Here is a 21,554-nt window from a genome sequence, read left to right as displayed (position 1 = left end):
GACGATGCAGAACGCAGCCACACCCACCACCACGATGCCGGCCGAATGGCGTGATTTCTTCACGCTGACCAAGCCGCGCGTGATGACGCTGGTGATCTTCACCGGGATCTGCGGCCTGCTCGCCGCGCCTGGCAGCATCCATCCCGTGCTCGGCTTCACCGCGATCCTCGCGATCTCGATGGGTGCGGGCGGTTCGGCGGCGCTCAATCACTGGTGGGAGGCCGATCTCGACAAGGGGATGAAGCGCACCGCCAAGCGTCCGCTGCCCTCGGGCCGGATGCGGCGCGAGGATGCGCGCGATTTCGGCGTGTTCCTGTCCGCGGTATCGGTGGTGCTGATGGGGGTTGCGATCGGCTGGCTCGCCGCCGCAACGCTCGCCATCGCGATCGTCTATTACGCGGTCGTCTACACGATGTGGCTGAAGCCGCGCACGCCGCAGAACATCGTCATCGGCGGCGGCTCGGGCGCGTTTCCGCCGCTGATCGGCTGGGTCGCGGTGACGGGCGAGATCACCGCCATGCCGGTTCTGCTGTTCGCGATCATCTTCTTCTGGACCCCGCCGCATTTCTGGGCGCTAGCGCTGTTCGTGAAGTCGGACTACGCCAAGGTCGGTATCCCGATGCTGCCCGTGGTCGCGGGCGAAAAGACCACGCGCCAGCACATACTCGTCTACACCTTCGTCCTTGCCCCCATCGCGATCGCTCCTTGGGCGATCGGCGGGACCAGCTGGGTCTACGGTTCGGTCGCGGTCGTCCTGTCGGCGCTGTTCGTCCTCCTTGCCATCCCGGTCGGCCTGCGCGAGCGTGCCGAGGAGGATTCGATGCGTGAGGAGAAGGTGCTCTTCAAGTTCTCGATCTACTATCTCTTCGCCCTGTTCGCGGCGCTGGTCGCCGACCGGGTGCTTGCCGCCAACGGCCTGATCGGGCCCGGAATGCTCGAAGGCGTGCTGGCATGACCCCCGAAGAGGAAGAGGAATTCAAGCGCCGCCGCAAAAGCCGCAACCTGGTGCTCGGCGGGACGCTCCTGTTTTTCGTGGTGCTGTTCTACGCGATCACCGTGGTGAGGATGGGGGACTGACATGAGCGCCTCCACGATCGACGCCGACACCTCGCGCAGGAACCTGCGCACCGGGCTTTACGCGATGCTGTTCGCGTTGTTCATGCTCGGGCTCGGCTATGCGGCGGTTCCGCTCTACGACCTGTTCTGCCGCGTTACCGGCTTTGCCGGGACGACGCAGGTCGCCAGCGAGGACGATGCCGCGCGCGCCGCGGCCGCCGGCGTCAACCGCACCATCTCGGTCCGGTTCGACGCCTCCACCGCGAGCGGGATGCCCTGGACGTTCAAGCCCGATCAGGTGACCGAGACGGTCCGCATCGGAGAGCGCGACATCGCGACCTATACCGCGATCAACAATTCGGATGCGCCGATCACCGGCACCGCCACCTTCAATGTCGAACCCGCTCAGGCCGGGCTTTATTTCCAGAAGGTGCAGTGCTTCTGCTTTACCGAGCAGACGCTCCAGCCGGGCGAGGAAGTGCGCATGCCGGTCCTGTTCTACGTCGATCCCGCGATCGAGGAGGACGAGTTCATGGCCGATGTCGAACAGATCACGCTGAGCTACACTTTCCACCGCGCGAAACAGCCCGTATCGAACGGGCGCGCGCGCTAACACCAAACCATCGCAGGATTCCTAAGGGACGGGAACGAGAAACATGGCAGGCAATGTAAACCACGACTATCACATCCTCGAACCGGACATCTGGCCGCTGGTTGGCTCGATGTCGGCGTTGACCTTCACCACGGGGATGGTGCTGAGCTGGTATCCCGACCTGTTCGGCACCATGGCCGCTATCGTCATGTGGGCGGGCCTTGCCGGCCTGATCGCGACCTTCTTCATGTGGTTCAAGAACATCGTCGTCGAAGCGCAGCGCGGCGATCACACCCCGGTTGTGCAGCTGCACATGCGCTACGGCATGATCCTGTTCATCGCGTCCGAAGTCATGTTCTTCGTCGGCTGGTTCTGGGCGTGGTTCGATTTCTCGCTGTTCCCCTCGACCCTGACCGAAGTGGTCGGCGGCGTCTGGCCGCCCAAGGCGATCGAGGAAGTGCTCGACCCGTTCAGCCTGCCGCTGCTCAACACGCTGATCCTGCTGTGTTCGGGCACCACGGTCACCTGGGCGCACCATTCGCTGATCCACGGCGACCGGCAGGGGCTCAAGCAGGGCCTGTGGGCGACCATCGCGCTCGGCGTGCTGTTCAGTTTCATCCAGGCCTATGAATATGCGGTCGCGCCGTTCTCCTTCGGCGGCAACACCTATTCGAGCGCCTTCTACATGGCGACGGGATTTCACGGCTTTCACGTGATCGTCGGCACGATCTTCCTCGCCGTGTGCCTCTACCGCGCCTATCTCGGCCATTTCACCCCTCGCCAGCATTTCGGTTTCGAAGCGGCGGCGTGGTACTGGCACTTCGTTGACGTGGTGTGGCTGTTTCTGTTCATCGCCGTCTATGTCTGGGGCGGTTGGGGCGCCGAATACCACTGATGGGGCAGGGCTTAGGCCCTGATGCGCAGAAGGGGCAGCCGGGCCTTGGCCGGGCTGCCCTTTTCGGTTTGTGTCCCCGCTGCGGCGCGCGCACACTGTTCGAGGCCCCGGCGCGCATCGCGCTTTCCTGCGATGCTTGCGGGCTCGACCTCGGCGCGCTGGAGCGGGGCGGGCGGCTTGCCGGGGTGCTGACGATGGTGCTGGCGGTGTTCCTGATCGGCGCGGCGCTGGGTGTCGATGCGGTGCTGAGGCCGCCGCTGTGGCTGTCGGCGCTGGTCTGGGCGCCGCTGACCGTGGGCGCAGTGGTGTTCGCCCTGCGGTTCTACCGCACGACGCTGCTCTATCGCCAATACGAAGCCGCCCGCGCGAAGGAACCCGCCCAGCCATGAAACGCCTCTCCGTCCTTCCGACGATCCTCGTCCTCGCAGCGGTCGCCACCATGATCGGCCTCGGCATCTGGCAACTGGGCCGGATGGACGAGAAGGCGGCGCTGATCGCGCAATACGAAGCCGCGCTCGCCGAGACAGAGACGGTGCGCTGGCCTTCGCCCGCGCAGTACGAGGAAAGCCTTTTCCGGCTGACACGGATCGACTGCGAAACGGTTCGCGGCATCGATTCGATCGGCGGGAAATCGGCCAATGGTCGGTCGGGCTGGGTCCATGTCGCGCGTTGCGAACATTCCGGGCAGGGTGTGGCCGATGTCACGATCGGCTGGTCGCGCGCGCCGGAGGTGCCGGACTGGCAGGGCGGTCTCGTCACCGGAAGGCTGGCGCCCTATGGCGACAATGTGCGCCTCATCGCGAGCGAACCGCAGGCGGGACTCGAACCGCTCGCCGCGCCCGACCCTGCGGACCTGCCCAACAATCACCTCGCCTATGCCGGGCAGTGGTTCTTCTTCGCGCTGACGGCGCTCGTCATCTATGGTTTTGCCCTGCGCTCCCGCCTGCGCGAACGGAAATGACACGCGCTGCCTCCCGCGCCATTGCCGCACGGCGCATGGGGCGCTAACCGCCATTCCCCATGGAATACGTCTCCACAAGGGGTAGCGCGCCCGCGCTCGATTTCGAAGGGGTGGCCCTGGCCGGCCTTGCCAGCGACGGTGGGCTTTACCTGCCGCGCCAATGGCCGCGCTTTTCGGAGGCGCAGATCCGCGGGCTTCGCGGGCTTGCCTATTGGGAATTCGCGGTAGAGGTGATCCGGCCTTTCGTGGGCGACAGCCTGACGGAGCGGGAACTCGGCGCAATCTGCCACGAGGTCTATGGCAATGCCTTCGCCCATGAGGCGGTGACGCCGCTGGTGCAGCTCGACCCGCGCAACTGGCTGCTCGAGCTGTTCCACGGCCCCACGCTCGCTTTCAAGGACGTGGCGCTGCAATTGCTCGGGCGCTTGTTCGAGACCTTCCTCGAACGCCGCGGCGAACGGCTCACCATCGTCGGCGCGACCAGCGGGGACACGGGTTCGGCCGCGATCAACGCGGTCGCCGGGCTCGACCGGGTCGAGATATTCATGCTCCACCCCCGGGGCCGGGTGAGCGAGGTCCAGCGCCGCCAGATGACGACCGTGCGTGCGCCCAATGTGCACAATCTCGCGATCGAAGGCAGCTTCGACGACGCGCAGGCCCATGTGAAACGGATGTTCGGCGATCCGGCGATCAACGGGCCGCTTTCGCTTGGCGCGGTCAACTCGATCAACTGGGCACGGCTGATGGCGCAGGTCGTCTATTATTTCTATTCCGCCGTCCAGCTCGGCGCGCCCGACCGCAAGGTCGCCTACAGCGTGCCGACCGGAAATTTCGGCGATGTCTTCGCCGGCTATGTCGCAGAGCGCATGGGGCTGCCGATCGAACGGCTGATCGTCGCCACCAATGTCAACGATATCCTCGTGCGGGCGCTCGCCCGGGGCGATTATTCCGCCAGCGGCGTGACGCCGACGATCACGCCTTCGATGGACATCCAGGTCAGTTCCAATTTCGAGCGGCTGCTGTTCGATTGCGGCGGGCGCGACGGTGCGGCGATGGCGGCGCAGATGGCGGGTTTCGCCGAAACGAAGGCGATGCAGCTCACCAATGCGCAGCGCGAGGGGGCAAGCGCGCTGTTCCGCGGTTTCAGCGCCGACCAGGACGCCACCGCACGCGCCATGCAATGGGCGCACCAGGCAGCCGGGCAGGTCATCGATCCGCACACGGCCGTCGGGCTCAGCGCGGCGCGCACCGCCCTGCAGGAGGAAGCGGTCGATCCGTCGGTTCCGCTGGTCACGCTCGCCACCGCGCATCCGGCCAAGTTCCGCGAGGCGGTGGAACGCGCGATCGGCGTGCGCCCGAACCTGCCCGCGCGCGTCGGCGACCTGTTCGCCCGCGAGGAACGCTTCACCGAGCTTCCCGGCGATTACGAGGCGAGCCGCGATTTCGTGCTCACCCACGCGCTTGCCGGGACACGCGGATCTTCGGCGGAGGCCTGATGGCGCAGATCGCGTCCGCCCCGTTGGTGATGGAATGCCAGGGCTGGGATGGCTATCGCCTGATCGACAGCGGGGCGGGGCGCAAGCTCGAGGCATTCGGCCCGCATGCCTTCATCCGGCCGGAGCCGCAGGCGCTGTGGCAGCCGCGACTGGCCGATTGGCACGCAGCGGGCGAATTCGTCCCCGGCTCGGACGAGGATGGCGGCGGGCGCTGGGATTTCGCCGAGGCCCTGCAGGAGGAAGGCTGGGAGCTTGGCTGGAACGAAGTCCGCTTCACCGCCCAACCGACCCCCTTTCGCCACCTGCAATTCTTCCCGGACATGGCGCCGGTGTGGGAATGGATGCGCGCGCAGCTTTCGGGGATGGACGAAGCCGAAACGCTGAACCTGTTCGGCTATACCGGGCTCGGCACGCTCGCCCTGTCGCGCCATGGCCGCGTGACGCACGTCGATGCGAGCAAAAAATCGGTCGCGCAGGCGCGCGACAACGCCGCGCTGTCGGGCATGGAGGACCGCCCGATCCGCTGGCTGGTCGACGATGCCGCGAAATTCGCCGCTCGCGAGGTGCGCCGCGAAAGGCGCTATGACGGGATCATCCTCGATCCGCCGAAATTCGGGCGCGGGCCGAAGAACGAGACATGGCGACTGGAAGAGGGCCTCGCGCCCCTCGTCCACGACTGCGCCAAGCTGCTCGATGCCGACAGCCGGTTCCTCTTTCTCACCGTCTATGCCGTGCGCATGAGCAGCATCGCGATTGCCGGGCTGATGGAGGAAGCGCTCGCGCATCTTCCCGGCACCATCGAGCACGGCGACCTCGCGGTGCTGGAGGAGCCCGCAGGGGACGCGCCGCGCCGCCGCCTTCCGACCGCGATCTTCGCGCGCTGGAGCAATCCGGGCTAAGGGCGCTCATGAACAGAATGACCGATTCGCTCACTCTCGAAGTCGCCGATCTCGAAGTCGATGTCCTCACCGGCATCTATTCCGAGGAAACGGGCAAGCCGCAGCCGCTCAGGATCACCGTGCAGGCGCGCTATGCCGTGGCCGATCGCTACGATCCCGATACGCCGCTCGATGCATCCAAGAATTACATGGATCTGAAGTTCGCTGCGTCCGAGGGGCTGCCCGAGGGCGTCCATTTCAAGCTGATCGAAGCGGTTGCCGACCATATCTGCGAGACGCTGTTCGTCGGCGATGCCCGGGTCGAGGCGGTGACGGTCAAGATCGTCAAGCTCGCCATCGCCGAAGCGGACGAGAAAATCGGCATCACCCTTCACCGCGAACGCCCCCGGGGCGAGGGATAAGGCCTTGCAGGTCGTCCTGACGGTTGAAACGCTTCCCGCAGAGCCGATCGCCGCAAGCGCGGCCTTCCATGCCGATCACCTCGCCGCGGCGGAGCGGATGCTCGCCGGCGATGGGGTCGAAGCGATCGCGATCTGCCTGCCTGCAGCGGACACGGACCACGATGACTGGCGCCTCGCTCTCGCCCGCGACCTTGCCCGCAGGTGGACGCCGCGCCGCGTCAACGTGGTCGGCGGGGCGGTCGGCGACGCGCGCGAGGATGCGCTCGCATATTTGGCAGATGCGCCGGGGATCACGGGCCAGTATATCCCGCTCTCATGAGTGAGGAGCCATCCGCCACCGCCATCGAAAGCCTGACGCGGCGGCGCGACGTGATCGCGGTCAACGACGAACCGCGCCCGCTGGTCGACGGCTTCCGGCGCGCGATCACCTATCTGCGCCTGTCGGTCACCGATCGCTGCGATCTGCGCTGCACCTATTGCATGCCCGAACGCATGACCTTTTTGCCCCGGCGCGAGGTGTTGAGCCTCGAGGAACTCTACGAGCTCGCCTGCGGCTTCATCGAGCGCGGCGTGACCAAGATCCGCATCACCGGGGGCGAGCCGCTGGTGCGGCGCGACATCGTGCACCTGTTCGAGATGCTCGGGCGCAGGCTCGGGCATGGGTTGGAGGAGCTGACGCTGACCACCAACGGGACGCAGCTCGCCCAGCATGCAGAGGCGCTGGCGAAGGCCGGGGTGCGGCGGGTCAATGTCTCGCTCGACACGCTGGAGCGCGCCCGGTTCGAGGCGCTGACCCGGCGCGATGCGCTGCCACAGGTGCTCGAGGGGATTGCAGCGGCGCGCGAAGCGGGGCTGAAGGTCAAGCTCAACGCGGTGGCGCTGAAAGGCGTGAACGAGGACGAACTGCCCGACCTTATCGAATGGGCGCATGGGCAAGGCCATGACGTGACGCTGATCGAGGTCATGCCGCTGGGCGATGTCGAGGAGGAGCGGCTCGACCAGTATCTCCCGCTGTCGGACGTTCGCGCGCGGCTGGAGCAGCGCTGGACGCTTGCCGAAAGCGACCATGCGACCGGCGGCCCGGCGCGCTATGTCGACGTGGCCGAGACGGGCGGCAGGCTCGGTCTCATCACGCCGCATACCGGCAATTTCTGCGCCGGCTGCAACCGCCTGCGGGTGACCGCGACGGGCCAGCTCTACCCCTGCCTCGGCGGGGCGGAGCGGGTCGACCTGCGCGCCGCGCTGCGTTCCGAACGGCCCGAGGAAGAGCTTGCCGCCGCTCTCGAACGGGCCATGGCGATCAAGCCCGAAAAGCACCATTTCCGCATGGACGAACGCGGTGCGAAACCGCACCTTCCCCGTCACATGTCGCTGACGGGCGGCTGAGATGCCACCGCCCGAGACCGACAGCGACGCCGGCAGCGTCACGCTCGTCTTTCTCGGCCCGCTTGCCGAGCTGGCCGGGACGGAGCGGAGGCTCGTCTGCGCTCCGCTCGACTGGTCGGGGCTCCTGTCCGCGCTCGAACCGGCCCTGGCCCAGCAGGTCGCGGGGGCGCGGGTGCATGTGGCGTGTGCAGGCCGGGTGCTCGCCGACAAGACCGCGCTCGATGCGCGGGCCGGGGACGAGGTGGCGCTGCTACCGCCGGTATCGGGGGGCTGACAATGCGCGACATCCGCCTGCTTGCCGAACCGTTCGCGCCTTACGCTCTCGTCGATGATTTCACGCAGGCCCATCCGGGCCTCGGGGGCGCGTGCACGTTCGTCGGAAAGGTGCGCGGCGAAGAGGGCGTCGAGGCTCTCGAACTGACCCATTACGAACCGCTCACCCTGCCGGGCATGGAGAACCTCGCCGACCGGGCCTTTGCGCGCTTCGACCTGATGGGCCTCATCATGGTCCACCGCGTCGGCCTGATGCGCCCGGGCGAGCCGATCGTCTGCGTCAGTGCCGCCGCGCGCCATCGCCGCGCCGCCTTCGAGGCGACCGATTTCTGCATGGATCACCTGAAAAGCGCGGCGTGGTTCTGGAAGCGCGAGAAACGGGCCACGGTCAACGGGGGCGAATGGCGCTGGATCGAACCACGCGACGAGGATCACGCGGATCTCGCCCGATGGAGCGATGAAGGCACGGTCGCGCGAAAAAATTCGCCTGTTTGATCCCGGTCAACGAAGCCCAGCCCGGGCGGGCTAATTTCTCCTCATCGAAGGAGAGACATGATGAGCAAACAGGTCTAGGACATCATTGCACGGGGCGAGGCGCGAATCGTCGATGCACCCGCAATCGCACCCGCGGCAACCCCTGCCGTAAACCCTGCACGCGACCGCAGCTTCGGCCTGCCGGCCGCGCTCTATGGCGGAACGGTGGCGTGCTATCTCGGCTTTATCGGCATCACCGCGATGGCGTTCGGCAATCCCGGCCTTGCGATCCCGATGACGATCTTCGCGCTGTTCATCGTCGCCGGATTCGGTGTTCCTGCGATGTTCACGCGGCTCAAGGGCAATGACAGCAAGCCCCTGACGCTGGGCCAGTTCGAAAGCTTCGGCATCGTCACCCATACCGGCAAGCTCGCGCCCCGCGATGCGGCGGTGCAGGTGCTGCTGCTGCCGGTGCTGGTGCTGTTCTGGGGGCTGACGGCGGCGATCATCGCCGCGCTGGTGTCCTGAGTTTCGGCAGGAGCGACACGCTTTTGCCGGGGGCGCCAGACCTCTCCCCCTAGCGCCCCGAAATGTCGTGCAGCAGCGCGGGGTCGAGCACTTCGATCCCGCGCTTGCCCTTGCGTGCGATCGCGCCGCTATCCTCGAGGTCGCCGAGCTTGCGGCTGACCGTCTCGATCGTGAGGCCGAGCATGTTGGCGATCTCCCCGCGCGTCAGCGGCAGGTCGAATTCGGCGGCGAGATGGCACGAGGACTGGCTCGCCGCGGCGGCGAAATCGTGCAGCAGCGCCGCGAGCCGCGCCTCGGCGCTGGCATGGCCGGTGAGTTCGAGCAGGGCGCGGGTGGCGAGCAGGTCTTCCTGGCTGCGGCGCAGAAGCGCCCGGGTGAGCGCGGGATGGTCGTCGATCGCGCGCTCGAAATCGCCGCGTGCGAAAGTGCAAAGCTTGCTTTCCGTGAGCGCCACCACGTCGTGATGGGCAAAGGGGGCGAACAGTTCGCCAATGAAGCCCGAAGGGTGGACAAGGGCCAGGATCTGCTCGTTCCCATCGGCATCGATCGCAGAGACCTTGAGCGCGCCCGAAACCAGCGTCGCGCAGGCCGCGTCCTCGTCTCCGGCGGCGAACAGCATTTCCCCGCGCCGCAGCGTCCGCGTGCGCCCGGCGGCGGCCATCGCGTCGCGTTCCTCGGGCGTCAGAACGGCGCAGGCCGCACTGTCCCGCACGGGGCAGGTTTCGCATTGCAGGTTCATCGATCCATCTCCGCCCAAAGCTCTGCCAGCACCGCGTCCTGGCGTTCGGCCAGCGCCAGCACGAGCGCGCGCGCGGTGTCGATATCGTCGGTCGGTGCGAAGGTGGTGGCGGCCTCCGCCGCAAGCAAGTCCAGATCGCCCAGCGGGATGGCCGTCGCACTGCGCAGGGCGGACAGGTCCGACAGGGCGGTCAGCGCGGCGGCGCGCGCATCGCTGTCGCTCGCGCTGCCGCGCGCTGCGCCGACTCTCGCGGCGACGCCGTCCTCACGCGTCTCGAACCTTGCGAAAGAGCCCTGCGCTTCGGCGACGAGCGCCGCGATTGTGTCCTGCGTGGCGACCGCCGCAACCGGCTCGGTGGTGGGCGCAGCTTCCGGCGTGTTTCCCTCGGTCGGCAGGAAACGGCCATATTGCCGCTCGACATCGCGGATCGCGAGCGAGGGGTAGTCGCCGCCTGCCCCCGCGCAACCGGCAAGGGAGGCGACAAGACAGGCACCCGCGAAGAGGGCCGGATAGAGACGCGGGGGGGGTGTCATCATGCGCGTGTCGTGTTATCATGACACATTGGCGCCGCAAAGCCACAAGACATGCTTGCGCGCTCGCATTTTATGCAGGCAGCGGCGTTGACTTGGAGAGCCCATTCGCCTAACGGCACGCTTCTTTCCGGCGCTGCATCGTCGCAGCGCCCACTGCCGCTTGGTCGGCGCGAGGCTTTCGTTTGCGGAAACTTCGCCATGGCCAGCACAGCAAGAGATTGAGAGTATAAAGCCATGTTCGCGATAGTGCGCACGGGCGGCAAGCAATATCGGGTTGCCGCCGGAGACAAGATTGCCGTTGAAAAGCTCGCGGGCGAGGCCGGCGACACGATCACGCTGGGCGATGTCCTGCTGGCCGGTGAAGGCGATTCGCTCACCGATGCCTCCAAGGTCACCGTCTCGGCCGAAATCATCGCCCAGGCGAAGAGCGAGAAGGTCGTCGTCTTCAAGAAGCGTCGCCGCCACAATTACCGCCGCAAGAACGGTCATCGCCAGCAGATGACGCTGCTGCGAATCACCGATGTCGGTGCCGGCGGTGCGAAGAAGGCCGCGCCGAAGAAGGAAGCCGCTCCCAAGAAGGAAGCGGCTCCGAAGGCCGAGACCAAGGCCAAGGCGGCCGAATCCAAGAGCGATCTCGACACCGGCAACCTCTCGCTGATTTCGGGCATCGGCCCGACCATCGAGAAGAAGCTGCGCAAGGCGGGCATCAACAGCTGGGAAGACATCGCCGGCTGGGACGAGGAAACCGCGAACAAGTGGAACGACGAGCTCAAGCTCGGCAATCGCCCGATCAAGGACGAATGGGCCGTTCAGGCGCAGGAACTCCTCGACGGCAAGCCGCCGCGCGCCAAGGTCGACCAGGCCGAGGCCGCCTCGGGCAAAGACAAGTAAGGTAAGGGTACAGGCTCATGGCACACAAGAAAGCAGGCGGCTCTTCGCGCAATGGTCGCGATTCGGAAGGCCGGCGCCTTGGCGTGAAGAAGTTCGGCGGTCAGGACGTGATCGGCGGCAACATCATCGTGCGCCAGCGCGGCACCAAGTTCTATCCCGGCTCGAACGTGGGCATGGGTAAGGATCACACGCTCTTCGCGCTCGGCGCGGGCGTGGTGCGATTCCACAAGGGCAAGCTCGGCCGCAAATACGTGTCGGTCGACGTCATGGCCGAAGCTGCCGAATAATCGGACGATTCGCTGAAGGGATCGTCCAGCGGGACGGTCCCAGCCGGTCAGCATCCGGCGACCAGGAGGGAGATGGGGCCGACCCGTCTCCCCCTTGTCGTTCGGGCGTCCTCGTTTTCACGCCCGCACTTCTCCCTCTGCCGCAAAGCCGTTGGAATCATGGAATTTCACGGCCATCAAATTGTCACGCACCCCGCCTAGAGGCGACGGCGCGCGACGAGGAAGGGAGAACTCGTGTTTCATCGCAGCGAAAGACTGCTCCTGCGGCCGATCTGGCCCGAGGACTGGCAAGGCGTTCTGGGCGGCATCGCGGACGAAGGCGTGGTGCGAAACCTAGCATCCGCGCCGTGGCCCTATGACGAGACTGACGCGCGCGAATTCGCCGCGCGGCCATTCGATCCGTTCCAGCCGACATTCCTTGCCACTCGCGCCGCGGACGCGGCCGTGATCGGCTGCGCCGGGCTGGGGCCGGTCGAAGGAAGCGATGTCGCGGCGAAGGGCGCGGCCGAGCTCGGCTATTGGATCGCGCGGCCCTATTGGGGGCAGGGCTACGCCACGGAAGCGGGCCGCGCCGTGCTGGAGATTGCGCGCGTCTTGGGCCGCCGAGAGATCCATTCCGCGCATTTCCTCGACAATCCCGCCTCGGGCCGCGTCCTGCGCAAGCTCGGCTTCGAGCCGACCGGGCAGGTCGCGAAGCACCTCTCCTGCGCGCGCGGTCACGAGGTCGAGGCGGCACAATACCGGCTGTTGCTGGACGGGGTGCAAAGCGAGCGGCAGCGCGCCGCCTGACGGCCGGCGGTCGCCGCCCTTGCAGATCATTCGGCCGGCATCACCGCATCTGCATAGGGGCTCTGCCACTTGGCGATGAGCGCGCGGTCATCGTGCTGCCAGGGGTGAAAGCCGGGCTTCAGGATCGCCGCCCATTCGACAAACATGCGCCGCATCATGCCGGGGCGTCCCCACAGGAACCAGGCGAGCTTGAGCCGGCCCTTCCAGCGCGGGATCCCATCCTGCTCCATCAGGCCGAGCGCGTCGCGCACGCGGTTCTTGAAGTACTTGCGCGTGATGAGGATCGCGAGCAGCGTCTTCACCCGCCAGCGTTTCCAGTCGGACCAGTCCTTCGTCGCGTGCAGCCACACGTCGTAGGTCAGGCCCTTGTGCTCGACCTCCTCGGTCGCGTGCCAGCGCCAGATCTCGGCCGCGACCGGGTCGGCGCCCTCGAGATATTCGGGATGAGTGAGAAGGTGGCGCGAAATGATCGCGGCGAAATGTTCCAGCGCGATGGTGATGGCGAGGTTGAATTCGATCGGCCGCCCCTCGGTCAGGGCGAGCATGACCTGGATGCCCTGGTCGATCGATTCGACGTTGTAGCCATGGTCCGATACGAGCCGGTTGAAGGCCACGTGTTCGCGGGTGTGGTTGATCTCCTGCGCGCAGAATGCCTTGATCTCGGCGGCGAGTTTCGGCGGCACTTGGTCCCTGAATTCGCGCAGCGTGTCGATGAAGAAAGCCTCTCCGCGAGGCAGGCTGGCCGAAACCGAATTGTACCACGCGGTCGCGACCGGATCGCCCGAATGCCAGTGCCGCGGGACGAGCGCCTTTCGGTCGAAACGTTCGTTGCGGACGGTGAGTTCGTGATCCTCCGGCGTTCCGCCCGCTTCGCCCTCAAGGCGGCCGGGCGCATCGAAAGCGTCGCCGTGTGCAAGTGCCGTGTGCTTGTTCATGTGCGCAAACCCCGTTAATCCCCACAGGTCATGGCAACACATACCCCAAACACATGACCGGTCGCAAACGGTTAACGCCCGAAGAATCACGCAGTTCCGCACTGCAGGCGGCGCGTGCCCTGCTGATCGAGGCCGGGCCGCAGGCGGTCACTCTCAAGGCGGTGGCGGGGCGGATCGGGCGGACCCATGCCAATCTGCTGCACCATTTTGGTTCGGCTGCGGGCCTGCAGAAGGCGCTCGCCGAACATCTGGCGCGGACCGTGTGCGAAACGATCATCGAGGCAGTCCGTGCCAGCCGGGCGGGCCTCGGCGATCCGCGCGAGGTGGTGGATCTGGCCTTCGATGCCTTCGATCGCGAAGGGGCGGGCGCGCTGGCAAGCTGGATGCTGCTGACCGGAAACGAGGACGCACTGGACCCGATCATCGGCACGATCCACGAATTGGTCGACGAGATCGCGCCGGAGGAAGCGGGGCATGGCGGTGATCCCATGCAGGTCCATCGCGAAACGCTGAGCCTGGTCCTGCTCGCCATGGGCGATGCGCTGATCGGGGCGGCACTGGCGAAGTCGCTTGGCCTGCCGCGCGATGCTGCGCGGGTCCGGGCGGCCGAACAGCTCGAGGCTTCGCTGGCGCGCTACCAGCGCGGCTAGGTGGAAACGCCCGCCGCCTGCCAGTCGGGCAGGCCTGCCGGATCGAGATCGTCGACGCGAAGGTGATCGACCGCCTTGCCGAGCGCGGGATAGGCCGCCTTGCGCCGCTTTTCCTGCGAATCCGCCAGATCGACGACGACCAGCCGCCGATTGACCTTTTGCCGCCAGTTCATCCGCGCGGTGTTCTCCTGCCCGACATAGCAACCCTTCTCGAAGCTGACGCCGTGCAGTTCGACCGCATTGGTCTCGAGCCAGAGGATGTCGCCAAGCTCGTCACGGCCTTCGGGCACGCCGTGGGCGAGACGGTGGGCTAGCCATGCCTCGTCCGCGCCCGCCTCGCCCTCGACAGCAGGGGCCAGCCAGCGATAACCGAGCGCGGGAAGGCGCGGATCGGCGGCGGCGCCTTCGCGCGGGCCCACGCTCCAATGGACGGCGATCGCATCGTCGCGCGCGATGTCGATCGCGCGGCGCAGGCGGTAAAGGCCGAGGCGTTTGGCAAGTTCGTCGGCCACCGCCGCCTCGCAATCCATCAGCACGTCGCCTTCGCCGGGGGCGCCGTCGCCCCAGACGAGGAAATCGAACATCGCCTTGCCCTGCGCGGTCAGCAGTGCGGCATAGACAGGGCCTTCGGCAAGCCGTGCGGCGCGTACGTCATTGGTGAGGAGGCCCTGGAGAAAGGCGGGAACATCTTCGGTCCCGTCGCGCGGGGAAAGGCGGACGATGGCACGGTCGGCAAGACGGGTGGCAGTCATCTGGGGCTCCCTTAGGCAAGGTGCAGGCGGGCGATGGCGCGGGCGAGATGTTCGCCCACGCGTTCGCCCTGTTCGGGGTAGAGATAGGGTTCGATCAGTTCCGCTTCCATCAGCAGCAGGCCATCGTCCCCTCCTTCGCCCCCGCGCAGCATGTCGATCCGGGCATAGAGCGGCGTGTCGAAGGGCAGGGCCGAAAGCACGGCGCGGGCGGCCTCGATCTCGTCGTCGGCGGGCTCGTGGCGGCTTTCGACGCCGCCATAGAGCGACTGGATGCGATAATCGCCCTTAGCCGCGCGCTTGCGCAGGGCATGGGAAAGCTCGCCCGCGATGAAGACGAAGCCGAGTTCGCCTTCGCGTTCGATCGCGGGCAGGAAGGGCTGGACCATGGCCGCGTGGCCGAAGCGCCAGTCGGGGCCGGGCATTTCGTGCGCGCGCAGCAGGACCTGTCCCAGCGCGCCCGCGCCGATCTGCCGTTTCACGACCAGCCTGTCGCAGCCGAAATGTCCGAACGCCTCGCGCGCATCCTCGGCGGTGACATCGTCCAGCCAGAGCGTGGGGATCGTCGTCGCGCCCGCCGCCCCGAGTTCGCGCAGATAGGTCTTGGTGAGGTTCCAGCGCACCATTGCGGGCGGATTGTGGACGGCGATACCGCTGCGCTCCAGCGCCTCGAGCTTCGCAAGAAAGGCGTTGGGCTTGTCCTGGTAGTTCCAGGCGGTCCCCAGCAGCACCGCATCGAGCCGGTCGAAGTCGGCGAGCGGGGCTTCCCAGTCCAGCACCTTGAGGCCCAGCCCCTCGGCGGCGAAGGCGGGTTCGAGCGCCGCGAGGGTGAGGTCGTGCTCATAGGCATCGCCGCGGCGACGGTCGCCAGCGCCGGGCAGGGTGGTCTCGCAGGCGAGGAAACCGATCAAGGGCGTGGACGTCGTCATGCAACGGGCGCTCTAGGACCGCTTCAAGCCTCTGGAAAGACCCCGCGCACGGGCGTAGAGCGCTCGTCATGACCGACAGCCTCACGATCCGCCGGCCCGACGACTGGCACCTCCATTTCCGCGACGGCGACGTGATGCGAGCCGTCGTGCCCTATACCGCGCGCCAATTCGCCCGGGCGATCGTCATGCCGAACCTCACCCCGCCGATCACCACGACCGCAATGGCCGCCGCCTACAGGGAGCGCATCCTCGCCGCCGTGCCGCAGGGCGTGACCTTCACCCCGCTGATGACCTGCTATCTCACCGACACGACCGACGCCGACGATCTCGCGCGGGGTGCAGCCGAGGGCGTGTTCACGGCGGCGAAGCTCTATCCCGCCAACGCCACCACCAATTCGGCCGCCGGCGTCACCGATGTGAGACGGATCTATCCGGTGCTCGAACGGATGGAGGCCGAGGATATCGTGCTGTGCATTCACGGCGAGGTGACCGATCACGATGTCGACGTGTTCGACCGCGAGGCGGAATTCATCGAGCGGCATCTGAAGGATATCGTCGCGAATTTCCCGCGCCTGCGTGTCGTGTTCGAACATATCACCACCGCCGATGCGGTCGCCTTCGTCACCGGGTGCGGTCCGAATGTCGCCGCGACGATCACCCCTCAGCATCTCCACATCAACAGGAACGCCATGCTGGTGGGCGGCATCCAGCCGCACAATTACTGCCTGCCCGTGGCCAAGCGCGAGGCGCACCGCGTGGCCCTGCGCGCGGCGGCGATTTCGGGCAGTCCGAAATTCTTTCTCGGCACCGACAGCGCCCCGCATTTCCGCCACGACAAGGAGAGCGCCTGCGGCTGCGCGGGGATTTTCGGCGCTCCGCATGCGATCGAGAGCTATCTCAAGGTCTTCGAGGAAGAAAACGCGCTGGGCCGGTTCGAAGGCTTCGCCTCGCTTCACGGCCCCGCCTTTTACAGGCTGCCGGTGAACGAGGAGACGATCACGCTCGAACGCGCGGCCATCGAGGTGCCGGAGGAACTCGCTCTTGCAGGTGCGCAGATCGTCCCGTTCCATGCCGGGCAGACGCTCGGTTGGCGGATCGCGGCCTGACGCCCTTTCCTATCTGGCCGCGACGCTGCGTGCGGCTTTCGTCCGGCGGCTCTTCGTCCAGATGTCCGCGACGAAGATCGCGACCGCGGTCCAGATCAGCAGGAAGCTGAACAGCTGGACCGGCCGCAATTCCTGCCCGAACACGGTAAGGCCCAGAAGAAAGACGATGGTCGGCGCGAGATACTGGATGAAGCCGAGAGTCGAATAATCCATCCGCTTGGCCGCGATCGCGAAAAGCAGCAGGGGCACGGCCGTCACCACGCCCGAAAACGCGATGAGCAGGCTCTGGCCGAGATCGGTCCCGAAGGAGGGGCCTGCCGGCGTTTGCGCGTAATACCATGCGATCCCCGCAGCCGGCAGCAGCAGCAACGCGCTCTCGACCGTGAGGCCGGGAAGCGAGGTGACCGGAACCTGTTTCCTGACAAGGCCATAAAGGCAGAAGCTCAGGGCGAGCGTCACGCTGATCCACAAGGTGGTAAGCGCGCCCGCAGCGAGGATGGCGACCGCGATCGCGGCAACAGCGACCGCGAGCCATTGCAGGCGGGACAATCGTTCGCCCAGCACCAGCGTTCCGAGCAGGACGTTGAGCAGGGGGTTGAGATAATAGCCCAGGCTCGCCGCATAGACCTCGTTCTCGGTGATCGCCCAGATATAGACGAACCAGTTGATCCCGATCAGGGTCGCGCTTGCCAGGAGGGCGAGGAGGATGCGCGGGTTGGTGACCGCCTGCCGCAGGGCCGGGAACTGGTGCCGCGCGGCGACGATGGCAAGGCACAGCGGCAGCGTCCAGATGATCCGCCAGCCGACGAATTCGAAGGGCGGGATATGCCGCACCAGCAGCAGGTAGAGCGGCAGGAAGCCCCAGATCGTATAGGCGCCAAGCGCCGCGGGAAGGCCGGAGGGCTGGCTGCTGGCGGGATCGGAGGAGGGTGCGGTCATGGAGCGGCAGCAGGTAGGCCGGAAGATGCGCGCACGCAAGGCGCAAGGCTTGCCGCCAAACTGAACCTTGCCTGTCGCGCCGGATGCAGTTTCGTTCAGCCAAGTGGCCTTACAGATGAACGAAATGAGGTTGCGGGCGTCTCGAAGCAGGCGCCGCCTCCCTCTTGGGCCATCCCACCAGTGGTCCGGGCGCGGTTCCCACCAACCGCGGAAGGCGCTCTCGTTTCCCCCTGGGAGACGGGGGCGTCTTTGCATTAGCGTGTTCGAACGGGGCGCCTTCACGCGGGCGGCGGCTTGGGACGATCTTAACCGGGGCCGTGCGATGCGCGCCTGCAATGGTCCGCCGCGCTGCCCTTCTTCTTCTAGCTGCCGCTCTTGGCGCCTGCGCCGAGGAGCGCGGCGATGGCCTGCGCGACGATCCTTTCGCTGCCGATCCGCTGCTCGCACGGGCGCTCAACGATCCGCTGATGGCCGATCCCGACCTTGCCTATCGCAACGAGGCCAATGCCGCCGTCACCATCCCCGCAGCCCATGCCCTGCCGCCGTTCGCGCGCACCGACGAGGCCGCGCTCGCTGCGCGCGAGGCGGCGCGGCTCGAATTGCTCGAAGGGGGCCGCGTGCCGGACCTTCCGGATGCCGCGCCGGATGCCGCACCGGAACGCGCATTGGGCGCAGGCCCGGCCGGGCTCGGAGAAGCGCGCACCGCCGCGGACATGCTCGCGGCGGCAGGTGCGCCGGAACGCTGCGCCGAGGGACTGGAAGAAGGCTTTGCCTTTGCCGCCGACCTGCCGGCCGCCGCGCGGCTGATGCCGCATGCGATGGTGCAGCAGGCAGCGGGCGGCGAAAGGGCGGGCAGCGAAGGTGCGGAGGGGCGCGCATCGCCGTGCGCCGCGCGCATCGTGCGCTACCTCACCCCTGCGGCGGGCGAGGACGTGCTGCACTATCATTTCGTTCGCGCAGGTCGCGCGGGATTGTCGCCGCGCCTGCGCGACGCGCCCGAACGCCTGCTGGTCGGGCAAGGCGATCGCGAACGGCTCGTCCTTGCGGTGCGCAAGGGGCCGGGCGGGATGACCGCCGTCGATCTCGTCTGGTGGCGGCCCTGACGCCTTAGGGTTTGAGCCCGATCCCGATATTCGCGCGCGGCTGGTCCATCTCGGTGCTGGCGACCGGATAGGCGCAGTAATCGGCGGCGTAATAGGCCGCCGGGCGGTGATTGCCCGACAGGCCGATCCCGCCGAAGGGCGCTTTCGACGAAGCGCCGTTGGTCGGGCGGTTCCAGTTGATGATGCCGGCCCTGACATTGGCCCAGAATCGCCCGTAATCCTCCGGGGCGCCGCCGATCAGCGATGCGGACAGGCCGAAACGGGTGTTGTTCGCCTCCGCGATCCCCGCATCGAGATCGGGCACGCGGATGACCTGCAGGACGGGGCCGAACAATTCGACGTCGGGCCTCTCGGGAATGTCGGTCGTGTCGATGATCGCGGGCGACAGGAACGGCCGGTCGGGATGGAGCCGCTTCAGGTGGACCAGCGGCCTGCCCCCCGCGGTCATCAGTTCGACGAAGCTTTCCTCCAGCCGATAGGCGGCATCGTTGTCGATCACCGGCCCCATGAAGGGCTGGGGATCGCCCATCGGATCGCCCACGACGAGCCGTTTGGCGAGCGGCACGAGTTCGGCCATGAGATCGTCATAGACGCTGTCCTTGACCACCAGCCGCCGCGCGGCCGTGCAGCGCTGGCCGGCGGTGGTGAAGGCGCTCTGCACGATCAGGGCCGCCGCATCGGCGAGCTTGGGTGTGTCGATCACCACGATCGGGTTGTTGCCGCCCATCTCCAGCGCGACGATCTTGGCCGGATTGGCGGCGAGCCTGCGATTGATCGCGATCCCGGCCTGCGCCGATCCGGTGAAAAGCACGCCGTCGATTCCCGGATGGGCGACCAGCGCCTTGCCTTCATCGGGCCCGCCGACAACCAGTTGCACGACGGTTTCGGGCACGCCGGCCGCGTGAAAGCAGCGCACCAGCATCTCGCCCACCGCGGGCGTTTTTTCCGACGGCTTGAACAGGACCGCATTACCCGCGATCAGGGCGGGAACGATGTGGCCGTTCGGCAGGTGCGCGGGGAAATTGTAGGGGCCCAGCACCGCCATCACGCCATGCGGCTTGTGCCGCAGCGCGGCCGTGCCCTGGATGCCGCTGTCGAATTTCTTCTTGCCGGTGCGCTCGGCATAGGCCTGGACCGAGATGTCGACCTTGCCCATGACCGCGTCGATTTCGGTGCGCGCTTCCCACAGCGGCTTGCCCGCCTCGCGCGCGATCAGTTCGGCGAATTCGTCGGCACGATCGCGCACGGCATGGGCAAAGCGCCGCGCCGCCTCGATCCGGTCGCCGAGCGGGCGCGCGGCCCATTCGGGCCATGCGCGCCGCGCGCGGCTAACCGCGGCGTCCACATCGCCGTGTTCGCCGCGCCATAATTCCTCGCCCGTCGCCGGCGCGGTCGAGATGAGTGTCGCCGGTTCGCTCACTGTATCCTGCCCTCTTTGCGAGTGGTCTTGCCCCCATGCATCGGGTCCGGGCGTACTGCGTGCAGGCCGGGAAAGCTAGGGGTCAGCGGGTTCGTGCATAAGCGCGTGCCCGGCCGGGACAGGGGCCGGCCCGTGCGCCTCGCCCATGCGGCGAAGGGCGGCGACCTTGCCTTCGAGCGGCTGCCAGTCGTCGCGCTCGTCGATCGCGGACCAGATCGCCTCGACCTCTTCGATCAGCATGCTCTGGGGCGCTTCGTCCGACCAGTAGGCGTGGCTGCTGTCCGCCGGTTCGTAGTCCGCCAGCGCATCGGCAAGGTCGGACGCAATGTCGGCGGGCAGGTCGCCGCGCGCAATGCCCCCGCGCATGCGGAAGAAGAACGCATCGGGCCCCTCGCCGCTTTCGCGCATCGCCTTTTCGCACGCCGCGACGAGCGCGCCGTCGGCTTCGGCCCCACGGCTGCTGACCCCCAGCCTCCAGCACCAGCGCCGGGCGACCGCGGCCATGTAGAGATCGGGAAACCGGTTCAGCGCGGCGACCAGCGGGTCGCTTTCGGCAAGCAGGCGCAGCGCGACCGCCAACTGGCCGCAATTCCAGTGGATCGCCTCGGGCTGGCGACCGAAGGCGTAAAGCCCGGCATGGTCGAAATAGGCCGCGGTGAAACCGGGGTCCCAGCTCGGCAGCCAGCGCCACGGGCCATAGTCGAAGCTTTCCCCGGTGACGTTCATGTTGTCGGTATTGAGCACGCCGTGGACGAATCCGGCCACCATGTAGCTCGCGGCGAGGTCGGCCATGCGCTCTGTCACCTGGTGCATCAGCCTGATCGCGGGTTCATCGCGCGCGGGCGCGTCTTCGGGCGGCGGCGGTCCGGGGAAGTGCCTGAGGCAATAGTCGACCAGCTGCTCCATCTCGTCCGCCTGTTCATGCGCGAGCAGGCGCTGGAAGCTGCCGATGCGGATATGCGAATGGGACAGGCGCACCATCACCGCCGAACGGGTTGGCGAAGGCTCGTCATTGCGCCAGAGCTGCTCACCCGTCTCGATCACCGAGAAAGTGCGCGAGGTGTTGACGCCCAGCGCTTCGAGCATTTCGGTGGCGAGTATTTCGCGCACCGCGCCCTTCAGCGTCAGTCGCCCGTCGCCGGCGCGCGAATAGGGCGTGGTCCCCGAACCCTTTGTCCCCAGATCGAGCAGTCGTCCATCGCGGCTGCGCAACTGGGCGAAGAGAAAGCCGCGCCCGTCGCCGATTTCGGGATTGTACACGCGGAACTGGTGGCCGTGATATCTGAGCGCGAGCGGCTGCGGGAGGTTTCCCTCGAGCGGTTCGAAGCGGCCGAAATGCGCCGCCCATCGTTCGTCCGAAAGGCCGGCAAGACCGACCTCGCGCGCCGCGCGGTCGTTGCGGAACCGGATTTGGGCTTTCGGAAAGTCCCCCGGTGCGACCGGATCGGCGATCCAGTCGGCGATTTCGAGGATCGCCGGGTCGCTGCGCGCAGCCGCCTGTTGCCTGTCGTCGTTCATCCGCG

The 21,554-nt window shown here is 67.0% G+C and carries 27 protein-coding genes and 1 pseudogene; 20 read left to right on the top strand and 8 right to left on the bottom strand.

Going from position 1 to position 21,554, the window contains the following annotated elements:
• Positions 1–4 precede the first annotated feature (4 nt).
• The 14 genes from Ga0102493_RS10585 to Ga0102493_RS10525 all read left to right on the top strand — a co-directional run bounded on the left by Ga0102493_RS10585 (position 5) and on the right by Ga0102493_RS10525 (position 8,961).
• Complete coding sequence (locus Ga0102493_RS10585) at positions 5–955, top strand: heme o synthase (RefSeq protein ID WP_034901670.1); 951 nt, start codon at positions 5–7, stop codon at positions 953–955.
• On the top strand, positions 952–1,077 hold the full coding sequence (locus Ga0102493_RS16470; RefSeq protein WP_034900655.1) for a hypothetical protein: 126 nt from the start codon (positions 952–954) through the stop codon (positions 1,075–1,077). The genes Ga0102493_RS10585 and Ga0102493_RS16470 overlap by 4 nt, the downstream gene beginning before the upstream one ends.
• Before the next feature lies 1 nt (position 1,078).
• Positions 1,079–1,669, top strand: a complete 591-nt coding sequence (locus Ga0102493_RS10580) for a cytochrome c oxidase assembly protein (RefSeq protein ID WP_034900657.1) — start codon at positions 1,079–1,081, stop codon at positions 1,667–1,669.
• A gap of 43 nt (positions 1,670–1,712) precedes the next feature.
• A complete protein-coding gene (locus tag Ga0102493_RS10575; RefSeq protein WP_034900659.1) occupies positions 1,713–2,543 on the top strand; it encodes a cytochrome c oxidase subunit 3 in 831 nt (276 codons plus the stop codon).
• A complete protein-coding gene (locus Ga0102493_RS10570) occupies positions 2,543–2,932 on the top strand; it encodes a DUF983 domain-containing protein (protein WP_034900660.1) in 390 nt (129 codons plus the stop codon). Before Ga0102493_RS10575 ends, Ga0102493_RS10570 begins: the two co-directional genes overlap by 1 nt.
• Positions 2,929–3,504, top strand: a complete 576-nt coding sequence (locus tag Ga0102493_RS10565; RefSeq protein WP_034900662.1) for an SURF1 family cytochrome oxidase biogenesis protein — start codon at positions 2,929–2,931, stop codon at positions 3,502–3,504. Before Ga0102493_RS10570 ends, Ga0102493_RS10565 begins: the two co-directional genes overlap by 4 nt.
• A gap of 59 nt (positions 3,505–3,563) precedes the next feature.
• Positions 3,564–5,000, top strand: coding sequence for a threonine synthase (thrC, locus tag Ga0102493_RS10560; RefSeq protein ID WP_034900663.1), 1,437 nt, complete (start codon positions 3,564–3,566; stop codon positions 4,998–5,000).
• Positions 5,000–5,899 carry an RsmD family RNA methyltransferase gene (locus tag Ga0102493_RS10555; protein ID WP_034900664.1) on the top strand — a complete coding sequence of 300 codons (900 nt, stop codon included), beginning with the start codon at positions 5,000–5,002 and terminating at the stop codon, positions 5,897–5,899. Before thrC ends, Ga0102493_RS10555 begins: the two co-directional genes overlap by 1 nt.
• A 17-nt stretch (positions 5,900–5,916) precedes the next feature.
• Complete coding sequence (locus Ga0102493_RS10550) at positions 5,917–6,300, top strand: dihydroneopterin aldolase (RefSeq protein WP_034901672.1); 384 nt, start codon at positions 5,917–5,919, stop codon at positions 6,298–6,300.
• Between the two features lie 4 nt (positions 6,301–6,304).
• Positions 6,305–6,619, top strand: coding sequence for a Rossmann fold domain-containing protein (locus Ga0102493_RS10545; RefSeq protein WP_034900665.1), 315 nt, complete (start codon positions 6,305–6,307; stop codon positions 6,617–6,619).
• On the top strand, positions 6,616–7,686 hold the full coding sequence (gene moaA / locus Ga0102493_RS10540) for a GTP 3',8-cyclase MoaA (RefSeq protein ID WP_081845499.1): 1,071 nt from the start codon (positions 6,616–6,618) through the stop codon (positions 7,684–7,686). Before Ga0102493_RS10545 ends, moaA begins: the two co-directional genes overlap by 4 nt.
• A 1-nt stretch (position 7,687) precedes the next feature.
• A complete protein-coding gene (locus tag Ga0102493_RS10535; RefSeq protein ID WP_034900667.1) occupies positions 7,688–7,960 on the top strand; it encodes a MoaD/ThiS family protein in 273 nt (90 codons plus the stop codon).
• A gap of 2 nt (positions 7,961–7,962) precedes the next feature.
• The gene (locus tag Ga0102493_RS10530) at positions 7,963–8,454 is read left to right on the top strand and encodes a molybdenum cofactor biosynthesis protein MoaE (RefSeq protein WP_051697482.1); all 492 of its coding nucleotides are present in this window, start codon (positions 7,963–7,965) and stop codon (positions 8,452–8,454) included.
• 204 nt (positions 8,455–8,658) lie between these two features.
• Positions 8,659–8,961, top strand: coding sequence for a hypothetical protein (locus Ga0102493_RS10525; RefSeq protein ID WP_236922201.1), 303 nt, complete (start codon positions 8,659–8,661; stop codon positions 8,959–8,961).
• Positions 8,962–9,010: 49 nt separating this feature from the next.
• On the opposite strand, the gene Ga0102493_RS10520 is transcribed toward Ga0102493_RS10525, so the two are convergent.
• Positions 9,011–9,700 (bottom strand): Crp/Fnr family transcriptional regulator, encoded by a 690-nt coding sequence (locus Ga0102493_RS10520; RefSeq protein ID WP_034900669.1) that lies wholly within the window; start codon positions 9,698–9,700, stop codon positions 9,011–9,013.
• The gene (locus Ga0102493_RS10515) at positions 9,697–10,236 is read right to left on the bottom strand and encodes a hypothetical protein (protein WP_051697484.1); all 540 of its coding nucleotides are present in this window, start codon (positions 10,234–10,236) and stop codon (positions 9,697–9,699) included. The genes Ga0102493_RS10520 and Ga0102493_RS10515 overlap by 4 nt, the downstream gene beginning before the upstream one ends.
• A 231-nt stretch (positions 10,237–10,467) precedes the next feature.
• On the opposite strand from Ga0102493_RS10515, the pseudogene rplU reads away from it, so the two are divergent.
• The 3 genes and pseudogenes from rplU to Ga0102493_RS10500 form a co-directional block, all read left to right on the top strand.
• A pseudogene (gene rplU, locus Ga0102493_RS16625) lies at positions 10,468–10,860 on the top strand (50S ribosomal protein L21); the annotation flags it as partial.
• A 281-nt stretch (positions 10,861–11,141) separates the two neighbouring features.
• Positions 11,142–11,411 (top strand): 50S ribosomal protein L27, encoded by a 270-nt coding sequence (rpmA, locus tag Ga0102493_RS10505; RefSeq protein ID WP_034900671.1) that lies wholly within the window; start codon positions 11,142–11,144, stop codon positions 11,409–11,411.
• Between the two features lie 234 nt (positions 11,412–11,645).
• Positions 11,646–12,200 (top strand): GNAT family N-acetyltransferase, encoded by a 555-nt coding sequence (locus Ga0102493_RS10500; protein WP_034900672.1) that lies wholly within the window; start codon positions 11,646–11,648, stop codon positions 12,198–12,200.
• Between the two features lie 26 nt (positions 12,201–12,226).
• Here the strand turns inward: Ga0102493_RS10500 and Ga0102493_RS10495 are convergent, their stop codons facing one another.
• Positions 12,227–13,135 (bottom strand): metal-dependent hydrolase, encoded by a 909-nt coding sequence (locus Ga0102493_RS10495; protein ID WP_034900674.1) that lies wholly within the window; start codon positions 13,133–13,135, stop codon positions 12,227–12,229.
• A gap of 53 nt (positions 13,136–13,188) precedes the next feature.
• Here Ga0102493_RS10495 and Ga0102493_RS10490 point away from each other — a divergent pair, with 53 nt between their 5' ends.
• Positions 13,189–13,785 (top strand): TetR/AcrR family transcriptional regulator, encoded by a 597-nt coding sequence (locus Ga0102493_RS10490; protein WP_034900676.1) that lies wholly within the window; start codon positions 13,189–13,191, stop codon positions 13,783–13,785.
• On the opposite strand, the gene ygfZ is transcribed toward Ga0102493_RS10490, so the two are convergent.
• A complete protein-coding gene (ygfZ, locus tag Ga0102493_RS10485; RefSeq protein ID WP_034900678.1) occupies positions 13,782–14,537 on the bottom strand; it encodes a CAF17-like 4Fe-4S cluster assembly/insertion protein YgfZ in 756 nt (251 codons plus the stop codon). The two genes, Ga0102493_RS10490 and ygfZ, sit on opposite strands and share 4 nt — an antisense overlap.
• An 11-nt stretch (positions 14,538–14,548) precedes the next feature.
• A complete protein-coding gene (locus tag Ga0102493_RS10480) occupies positions 14,549–15,463 on the bottom strand; it encodes an ATP-grasp domain-containing protein (RefSeq protein WP_034900679.1) in 915 nt (304 codons plus the stop codon).
• Positions 15,464–15,531: 68 nt separating this feature from the next.
• On the opposite strand from Ga0102493_RS10480, the gene pyrC reads away from it, so the two are divergent.
• Positions 15,532–16,569: a dihydroorotase gene (gene pyrC / locus Ga0102493_RS10475; protein WP_034900680.1), complete on the top strand. Its 1,038-nt coding sequence runs from the start codon at positions 15,532–15,534 to the stop codon at positions 16,567–16,569.
• A 9-nt stretch (positions 16,570–16,578) separates the two neighbouring features.
• Here the strand turns inward: pyrC and rarD are convergent, their stop codons facing one another.
• Positions 16,579–17,508, bottom strand: a complete 930-nt coding sequence (gene rarD / locus Ga0102493_RS10470) for an EamA family transporter RarD (protein ID WP_034900681.1) — start codon at positions 17,506–17,508, stop codon at positions 16,579–16,581.
• A 335-nt stretch (positions 17,509–17,843) separates the two neighbouring features.
• On the opposite strand from rarD, the gene Ga0102493_RS10465 reads away from it, so the two are divergent.
• Entirely contained in the window at positions 17,844–18,611 is a 768-nt protein-coding gene (locus Ga0102493_RS10465) for a hypothetical protein (RefSeq protein WP_034900683.1), read from the top strand.
• A gap of 4 nt (positions 18,612–18,615) precedes the next feature.
• Here Ga0102493_RS10465 and astD read toward each other — a convergent pair whose 3' ends face one another.
• On the bottom strand, positions 18,616–20,031 hold the full coding sequence (astD, locus tag Ga0102493_RS10460) for a succinylglutamate-semialdehyde dehydrogenase (RefSeq protein WP_034900685.1): 1,416 nt from the start codon (positions 20,029–20,031) through the stop codon (positions 18,616–18,618).
• Positions 20,032–20,106: 75 nt separating this feature from the next.
• Entirely contained in the window at positions 20,107–21,549 is a 1,443-nt protein-coding gene (locus Ga0102493_RS10455; protein WP_034900686.1) for a protein adenylyltransferase SelO, read from the bottom strand.
• Positions 21,550–21,554: the final 5 nt, after the last annotated feature.

The organism is Erythrobacter litoralis (assembly GCF_001719165.1).
GTDB classification, from domain to species: Bacteria; Pseudomonadota; Alphaproteobacteria; order Sphingomonadales; family Sphingomonadaceae; genus Erythrobacter; species Erythrobacter litoralis.
This window is presented reverse-complemented; position numbering and strand designations above follow the sequence as displayed.